The 8,895-nt window shown below is 73.0% G+C and carries 5 protein-coding genes; 2 read left to right on the forward strand and 3 right to left on the reverse strand.

Annotated elements, in window-relative coordinates:
- Window positions 1–161: 161 nt before the first annotated feature.
- Entirely contained in the window at window positions 162–1,097 is a 936-nt protein-coding gene (locus tag AC5LSR_RS13275) for an ABC transporter permease (RefSeq protein ID WP_445548271.1), read from the reverse strand.
- 283 nt (window positions 1,098–1,380) lie between these two features.
- On the opposite strand from AC5LSR_RS13275, the gene AC5LSR_RS13280 reads away from it, so the two are divergent.
- Together AC5LSR_RS13280 and AC5LSR_RS13285 are read left to right on the forward strand one after the other, a co-directional pair.
- Window positions 1,381–3,960: an HAD family hydrolase gene (locus AC5LSR_RS13280; RefSeq protein WP_250284940.1), complete on the forward strand. Its 2,580-nt coding sequence runs from the start codon at window positions 1,381–1,383 to the stop codon at window positions 3,958–3,960.
- A 241-nt stretch (window positions 3,961–4,201) separates the two neighbouring features.
- On the forward strand, window positions 4,202–5,863 hold the full coding sequence (locus AC5LSR_RS13285) for a class I SAM-dependent methyltransferase (RefSeq protein WP_250284941.1): 1,662 nt from the start codon (window positions 4,202–4,204) through the stop codon (window positions 5,861–5,863).
- Between the two features lie 164 nt (window positions 5,864–6,027).
- Here the strand turns inward: AC5LSR_RS13285 and AC5LSR_RS13290 are convergent, their stop codons facing one another.
- On the reverse strand, window positions 6,028–7,701 hold the full coding sequence (locus tag AC5LSR_RS13290) for a DUF2142 domain-containing protein (protein ID WP_250290198.1): 1,674 nt from the start codon (window positions 7,699–7,701) through the stop codon (window positions 6,028–6,030).
- A gap of 236 nt (window positions 7,702–7,937) precedes the next feature.
- On the reverse strand, window positions 7,938–8,657 hold the full coding sequence (locus AC5LSR_RS13295) for an acyltransferase (RefSeq protein ID WP_250284944.1): 720 nt from the start codon (window positions 8,655–8,657) through the stop codon (window positions 7,938–7,940).
- Window positions 8,658–8,895 lie beyond the last annotated feature (238 nt).

Genomic DNA, 8,895 nt, shown 5'->3' on the forward strand with positions numbered 1-8,895 from the left:
TGCCGGGGCTGGGGCCGGCGCCGGGGTGACCGGTGCGTCCGAAGCCTCACCGGTCATGGCGGGGCCGGCTGGTGACTGCTGCGCTGGCACGTCTGTCAAACCTTCCTCACTGCCTCCGCAGACACGATCATGACGGTTGTCGTGGCCGCTTCAGCCGGGTTCTAGAGATCCTCGGCGAAGTCGGCCTGCATGCGGCGGAACACGTGTGTTCCCAGCCAGAGCAGGCCCAGCGACATCACGCCCGCGACGGCAAGATGCTCGAGGTAGAAGAGATACCCGGGGTCGGCCAGGATGCCCTGCCCGTTCGCGGGGTTGACGGCCGGCCCTTTGTAGATTCCCCGCTGGAAGGTCGCGACGACCGTCGCCATCGGATTCAGGAAATAGATCCACGTCCACTCGTGCAGGAGTTTACGGATCAGCCCGACCGGATACACGATGGGGTTGAGCCAGAACCACGCGAGCAGCGCCACCTCCAGCAGGTGCTCGGTGTCGCGGTATCGGACGTTGAGCGCCGACACGAGCATGGCCAGGCCCACCGTGAAGATCATCGCCACCGCGAACGCCGGCACCAGCAACAGCAGCTGGAAACCGATGAAGCTGTAACCGAGCGCCGCGACCACCACGAAGAGCACGGCGAGCTGCAGGACGAAGTGGACGATCGCGAACCCCACCGCGGAAAGCGGCAGCACCGGCAGCGGGAAACGGACCTTCTTCACGAGGTTCGCGTTGAAGACCACGCTGCCGCTGGCCGCGGAGACGCTGGCGGAGAACGCGTTCCAGATCAGCAGCCCGGACATCAGGTAGACGCCGAAACGGGGCACCCCGGCGTTCATGATGACCTGGAACACCAGGGTGTAGACGGCGAGCAGCAGCAGCGGGTTCGCCAGCGACCAGGCGAACCCGAGGGTCGACCCCTTGTACTTGACCTTGAGATCCTTGCGGATCAGGTTGCGCAGCAGCTCCCAGCGCAGCCGGGTCTGGGCGCGGCTGCGACGGGCGAGCCGGCGGGACTCCGGGCCCGGCCCGTCGACGTGGATCCGTTGCCGCGCCGCCGGCGTGGCCGCCGGTGCGGACCGCTCATCAGTCAGGTTCGACACCGACAACCTTCCGTGAGCCGCGCCAAGTGGGAAGCGAGCCCGACGCTACCGGGAACACCGGACCGCACGGACCGCACGGACCGCACGGGCACCACGTCGGGACGATACGTGGCCGGCCTGGCGCTCCGGCGGCCGGACCTGGGTACGCCGGTGACCGTGGCCACCGGGCCGGTTCATAGTATCGGGCCGTTCATTCAGCTCCGGCCGGTCACTGTCCAGTCTGACCCGGATACCAGCCGGCCCGTCGGCGGTGGCCGTGATGCCCCGCCTGTGGAGGACGCCCGTGTTCACCGACGTCCGGATCCGTGAGGTCTGGTCCCATCTGGAGTCCGGCGGGGCCGAGGTGCTGACGTTGGACGTGTTCGACACGCTGCTGCTGCGGCTCGTGCCCGAACCGGCCCACGCCTTCCTGCTGCTCGGGCACCGGCTGGCCGCCGCCGGGCTGCTGCCGCCGTCGCTGTCGCCCGCGCAGTTCGCCCAGCTGCGGGTGCACGCCGAGACCAGGGCCCGCGAGCGCAGCCAGGCCGGGCGCGGCACGCCGGAGGCCCGGCTGGACGAGATCTGGTCGGTGCTGGCGGCGGCGCTGCCCGGCAGCGGCGGCGTCGACGACCTCGTCGCCATGGAGGTCGCGTTCGAGCGGGACATCTGCCGGGCCGACCTGGCCGTCGCCGAACTGGCCGAGCTGACCATCACCAAGCTCGGCCGGCCCGTCCACCTGGTCTCCGACACGTACTTCTCGCCGGACCAGCTGCGCCGGCTGCTGCGGCGCCCGGAGCTCGCCGGTATCAGGTTCACCCAGGTGCTCACCTCCAGCGACGCCGGGGTGAACAAGAGCAGCGGCCTGTTCGCCCACGTGCTCGCGCGGGCCGGGGTCGCGGCGTCCCGGGTCATCCACCTCGGTGACAACCCGGTCGCCGACGTCGAGAGCGCCCGTGAGCACGGGATCCTTGCCGTCCACTACCCCAAGTACACCGACGGGCTGGAGACGACGCTGGACCTGGAGGGGCTGCGTTCCCGGCCCACCTCCGACACACCCGTCGACCCGGTGCACGGCGACTACGGGGTGACCGCGATCCGGGCCCGGACCCTGCACCGCGCCGACGCCGCCGCCGTCCCGGCGGGCCTGCGCCGCCACTGGGAGACCGGCGCGGCCGTGTTCGGCCCGGTGTTCACCGGATTCGCGGAGTGGGCCGTCGAACGGGCCGCGGACTACGGGGTCGACCGGATCCACTGCCTCATGCGCGAGGGGGTGTTCCTCGCCCGGGCGCTGGCGGAGCCCGGGCACGACCGCGGGATCACCACGTCCCCGCTGTGGGCGTCCCGGCAGGTGTGCGCGCTGGCCAACGTCTTCGAGGGCAGCCCGCAGGAGCTGCGCGGCTTCCTGACCCGGCGGCACGCCCCCAGCGTCGGGCAGCTGCTGCGCCAGCTCGGGGTGGGCGTGGAGGAGGTCGCCGGCCTCTCGGCGCTCGCCGGCCGGCGGCTGGACGTCCCCGGGCTGCGTGAGGAGACCCTGCACGCGCTGTGCAACGACGAACGGGTCCGCGGCGAGATCGTGACGACCGCGAGCCAGCTGCGGGAACGCTACCTGCGCTACCTCGACGCCCAGCTCGGCGACGCGGACCGGGTCGTCATCGTCGACCTGGGCTGGGGCGGCACCATCCAGGGCCTGCTGCACCAGCTGCTGGTGGCCTCCGGCCGCGAGGTGGAGATCGTCGGCCTGTACCTGGCGACCAACGCCGGCGCCAACGTGCACCGCCTGTCCGGGCTGCGGCTGGAGGGCTATGTCGCCTCCGGCGGCGAACCGGAGGCGCTGTTCGCCCCGGTGATGCGCAGCCCCGAGGTGCTTGAGCAGCTCTGCATGCCCGACGTCGGCTCGCTGATCGGCTTCGACGAGGACCTCACCCCCGTGCTCGCCGCCGACCACACCTCCCGCACGCAGGTCGCGCAGCGCGCCGCCGTCCAGGACGGGGTGCTCGCCTACCAGCGGGAATGGCTGCGTTACCACCGCGGTGAGACGCCGATGCCGTCCCTGGTGTCGGACGGGGCGCGGCTGGCGGCGCTGCGCACCCTCACCCGGTTCGTGACCCGGCCGACCCCGCAGGAGGCGTTCGCGTTCGGGATGTGGTCGCACGACGACAACTTCGGCTCCGAGTCCTCCGAAGGGCTGCTGCCCGCCGATCTGCTGCGCAGGATGCCGTACCTGACCGCGGCCGATCTCGAGAGGATCCCGATGCAGGAGCTCTACTGGCCGGCGGGGGTGGCGGCGGTGGCGAACCGGCCGCTGGCGGTCGTCAGCGGGCTGGCCGCGGGCGCCGGGATCTCGGCGCTGGAGGTCTCCCCGGAGGCCGCCGCCGGCCCGGTCGAGGTCTACGTCGACACCGGGGCCGACTTCGCCGCCGGCCCGAAGGAGTCCGCGGTCACCCGCTCCGGGCGGGACGGGCTGTCGCTGGTGCGCCTGCGCATCGACGGGGTCGGCGTCCGCCGGGTGCGCATCGACCCGGCCGGCCGGCGCGGCCTGCTGCGGCTGGACTGGCTGAAGCTGTCCTTCCACCTCAACAACGTCACCGAGCCGTACGAGGTGACGATCACTTCGGTCCCGGACGAGGCGCGGCTGCACCTGATCGGGGCACGGGCCCTCCAGCCGAACCTGATCGAGATCCTCGGTGACGACCCGCAGTTCGTCTACGTGCTCGACCCGGTGGGGCAGGCGCAGCTGGCTGCCACCTACGCCATCGACGTCGAGTTCGCCTTCGGATGGCTGGGGATCCGTTCCGACCCGCTGGCGGTCCCGGCCGAGCAGGGCACCCCGTTGTCACGCCGGGCCGTTCAGCGGCTACGGCGCGAACTCGAAGAACGCTTCTGAACCCGTGCCCCTCGGGGCGCCGGCGGCGTGATCACATTTTGCCCGCGCCGCCGGAGGGCGGCCGGCGGCCGTCACGCGGTTCGTGAAGCCGCGCGGTTCGTGAAGCCGCGCGGTTCGTGAGAGGGCACCCTGGTCAGGGATGGTGCGATCGTGGTCGCCGGGCGCGTCGCTGGAAGGCTCTGAGGGAGAATCGGTCGATCGCGATGATGCGGTCGTTGCGGACAACGTGGACGGGGTCGCTGTGAGTGATACAGCTCTGGGTGGGGACGGCGTGAACGATATTGTCATGGGCCGTCCGGCCGAGTGGCGCGGTTCCGCCGGTGACGGTGGGCCGCACGGCAACATCGACGACCATCCCACGGCGGACCTGTCGGCGCCGGGCCCCGGCAACCAGGTGCCCACGGACGTCGGCGCGGGCGCTTCCGTCCCGCGTCCTGATCCCGCTGATCCCGCTGATCCCGCCGGGGCTGCCGGGTCGGGTGGGACGGCCGGGGCCCAGCCGAGTCCGCCGTGGTTCAGCGAGCCGTCCACCCGCCGCGCCGCTGCCGCGCATGGCGGCCCGGGGACGCACGGCGGTCGGGAGGCGCATGGCGGCCCGGAGACGCACGGCGGCCGGGAGGCACACGGCGGCCGGGAGGTACACGGCGGCCGGGAGAGCGGCGAGGAGGCCGCCGCCCGCGTGCCGTGGACCGAGCCGGCCGTCGCCGCCGGCGGCGCTGTCACTGATCGTGAAGGCGTCGACGGACGTGAGGAGGACGCCGCGGGCGGGGCCGGCGAGCCTGACGTGTACGCGGTCGAGTCGGCCCCCAACGAGACGTTGCAGCCGCTGCTGCTGCACTCCCTCGCGGAGCTGCGGGAGATCTGGATGCCGCTGCTGGAGGCCGCCGACGTCCGCAGCGTCGCCGAGATCGGCTCGGAGAGCGGGGCCACCACGTCCCTGCTCGTCGACCTGCTGCGCGGGCGCGGCGGGAAGCTGCTGGTCATCGACCCGGACCCGGGCGTGACACCCGAGCCCGGGGACGGCCTCGAGGTCGACGTGGTGCGCGGTTACAGCCCGCAGGCCCTGGTCGGGCTCACTCCCGCGGACGCCTATCTGATCGACGGCGATCACAACTACGCGACGGTGACCAGCGAGCTGGGGACGATCGCCGACGCCGCCCGGGCCGCCGGCCGTCCCCACCTCCCTTTACTGATCATGCATGACGTGGGCTGGCCGAACGCCCGGCGGGACTCCTACTACACGCCCGAGCGCATCCCGGAGCCGGAGCGGCAGCCGTACTCGTGGGAGCTCGGGGTCCGCGTCGACAGCACCGGTGTGGTCACCGGCGGGCTGCGGGGCGAGGGGGCGTTCGCGTGGGCCCGGTCGGAGGGCGGAGCGGGCAACGGCGTCCGCACGGCGGTCGAGGACTTCCTCGCCACCCGTCCGCAGCTACGCCTGTTCGTGGCCGCGCCGATCTTCGGCCTGGGCATCGTGGTGGACGGCCGGGCCCCGTACGCCGAGCGGGTCGGCGAACTGCTGCGGCCGTGGGTGCGTAACGGCCTGCTGACCCGGCTGGAACGCAACCGGCTGGACCTCTACCTGCACGTGCTCCTCCTGCAGGACGAGATGATCGACGCCGCCCGCCGGCGGCAGCGGGAGTGGGCCCGCCTGGACGCGGCCCTGGCCGACCGCGCCACGACCGAACTGCGGCTGCTCGACGCGGCGGCCGAGGCCGAACGCGCGCTGGAGACGGAACGCGCGACCTCCCAGCAGTTGCGCGCCGCCCTCGCCGACGAACCGAAGCTCGTGCACGCGGCCCGGGTGGCGAACGCCGCGCTCAAGGCCCGGCTGGGCGGCCACCGAGGCGCGCGGGCGGTCCGCACGGCGCGGGCGGTACGCGGGGCGCTGCACAGCCGCCGCTGAGCTTCCAGCCGCCGAGCCCCCAGCACCCCGGCGGGCGCACCGGGCCGTGATCCGGGTGGCTGCCAGCCGCCGGCCGCGCCGGCCACCGGGGAAGATCGCCAAATATTTGTCGTTCTGTACGCCTACCGGGCCGAAAAGCGTACAGAACGACAAACTCGCCTGGATCATGCTCCGTGCGGGTGGCTGTGGTGCCGCCCGCGCTCTGTGGCCGGTGTCGTGGGCTCGGTGGCCTGTGTGTTGCGCGCGAGGCGGACGGCGGTGAGGGCGGCAAGGGCCAGGGCCGACCCGAAGACGATCGCGATGCCGGCCGCCGGCCACGGTGACCAGGCGGCCATGGCGCGCAGGGCCGCGACCGGTCCGCCTCCGGCGGGCCGCCAGAAGTGGCCGAGGACGAGCCACGCCGCGTCCAGCTGGATGCCGGCCGCGGCGGCGAGCACGGCGAGCGGCAGCCAGCGGGCCAGGCGTGGCCCCAGCGCGGCGGCCCCGGCGCCGGCGAGGACCGCGACCCCGGCGAAGCCGGTGAACAGGTACCGCCCGGAGACCCCGGTCATGTGCCCGGTGCGGGCGAGATGGGCGGCGGCCTGCCCGCCGATGATCACGAGCAGGCCGGTCGTCGGCCACAGCATGAACAGCAGGTCCGTCCGCCGCGCCCGGTCGCGGGCACGCAGGAGGCCCCAGCCGGCCAGGCCGCCGAGCAGGCCCGAGGCGATGATCACCAGCGCCGGGGGGAGATCGGCCTCGTACCAGCCGATGGAGCCCCACCAGCGGGTCGCCAGCCGTTCGGACATCCACGACCAGTAGACGCCCCAGTCCCGTCCGGCGTACTCGCCGGGCGGGAAGCCCGGCGTGCTCGGCTGGACGGTATGCCAGCGCAGGATGTTGACCAGCCACCACCAGCCGCCGGCGGCGATCATGAGCCCGCCGCAGAGCACGGCGGACGGCCACCGGGAGCGCGCGCCGCGCAGCCGGGCGCAGGCGTATGCCGCGGCGGCCATCGGTACCAGCACGACCGCGAAGAACTTCGTCAGCAGCGCGAGACCGGTGAGCAGCCCGATCCAGCACGCGGTCCGCGTCGAGGTGTCCCCGCGCAGCACGTGGGCGACGGCCACCGTGACCAGCCCGCCGAGGCCGATCAGCAGATTGTCGTTGTTGACGCTGGAGCCGATGTGGACCAGCTGCGGCACGGCGCAGGGGACCAGCGCGGCAACGGTCGCGGCGACCGGCCGGGAGCACAGGCGTCTGGCGGCGGCGTGGGCCAGCAGCGGTAGCGGTGCCACCATCAGGACGCTTACCATCCGTAGCAGGCCGATGGTCACGTCCCAGCGCCGGGCGTCGCCGCTGTCCGGAAGCGTTTTGAGGATCGCGGCTTCCACCAGGTAGTACAGCGGTGGATGCTGGACCATCTGCTGGATGTAACCGGCCGGCTGCTCCGGGACGGCGAGATCCCGCCAGGCCGGCCGCTGGGAGCGCGGGGGCGCGTCGTGCGCCGGGACCGGGGCGACGGTGAGCTCGTAGGGACTGCTCCGGCTGCCGAACGGTGACGCTCTGATGGCACCGACCCCGTCCGGCGTCACCACCGCGTCGCCCGGGCGCGGCCAGCCGTAGCCCTGGACGAGCCGCATGACGGCGTCGACCTGGTTCGGCTCGTCCGGCGCGTGGTACTGGGGCACCAGCACCGACCAGGAGGCGAGCAGGAACGTGAACACGGCGGTGATCAGCCAGATGTGGCCGGGCGTCCGGCGCGGGATCCCAAGCGGGCTGAACCGCTCCACCGGGCGGCCGCCGGACGGCTCCGCGGCGACGGCGACAGCGACAGGCGTACCGGCTGCGGCCTCCATCAGAACGGCTCCGGGGCTCGGGCCCGTGGCGGCGCGGGAAACACGCGGCCGCGCCGCCTCCGGCCCGCTGACGGGCGGGGGCTGGGGATCTCCGGGAACGGATGGTTGCCATCGTACGTATGCTTCGCGGCTTTTCGGTGGCCGTGCGCGCTGTGAAAGCCTTCGTTCCCCGCGGCTGCCGGGAACCACACCTCAGCCGCCGGCGCAGCCACCGCCGGCGCGTCAGACGCGGCTGGTCAGCGCCAGGAGCCGACCTGGCCGACCACCTTCGCCGGGCTGCCCGCGACGATCGTCTTGGTGGGGACGTTCCTGGTCACCACGGCACCGGCCGCGACGACCGCGCCCTCGCCGACCGTCACCCCCTTCAGGATGATGGCGCCGGTCCCGATCCAGGCCCGGTCCTCCAGGACGACGGGGGCGCTCATCGGCTGCTCGACGCCGTCCACGGTGATGGGGTGGAAGTCGTTGTCGAGGATCTGGGTGTTCCAGGAGATGGTGCAGCCGGCGCCGATGCTGACCCGTTCCCGCACGAGGATCTTCGCGAAGCCGTTGATGTTGACGCCGTGTCCGAGCTGTAGCAGGCCGGAGTCCACCACGATGCGGGTGCCGCGCTGTACTGAGACGACCCCCTCACAGCGCAGCCGCCCCTCGGGGTGGATCCGCAGCACGGAGACGTCCCGCCGGGTGGAGATCCCGAACGGGCCGAGGCCGATCCGCAGCGCCGCGCCGTCGGCGAACTCGATCCGTTCGCGGCCTTCGAGCACGGTGGGTGAACCCGTCCAGATGGGCTGCCCGTACGCGAGCGGATAGCGCAGCCCGGCCACGAAGGACCGCGCCGACGTCTCCCGCCCGGCCCGCAGCGCCCGGACGTTGCGGGCGTACTCGCGCGCGTCGCCGACGAACCGCCGGTCGAGCCGGTTGACCTGACTGCCGAGACGCTCGATGAGCCCACCCATGGCCGGAAATCCTAGTCCGTCGGCACGGAGCGATCATGACCTCCGTGCGCCGCCGCCTGCCATCGATGATGGCGCTGAGACGTACCGCCAGCAGCGCGTCCGTACCGGCGGGTGCGGTCCCGGCCCGTACCGCCGCCACCCGCACGACCGGCAGGCCGGCCGGCGAACGTGGTGAGAGGGGTGGGCCGCCGCGTCGCGGGACCTCCGTGACCGGCCGGTGGCCGCGGCGTGTAACGCT

It is taken from the genome of Protofrankia sp. CiP1_Cm_nod4, from assembly GCF_982290645.1.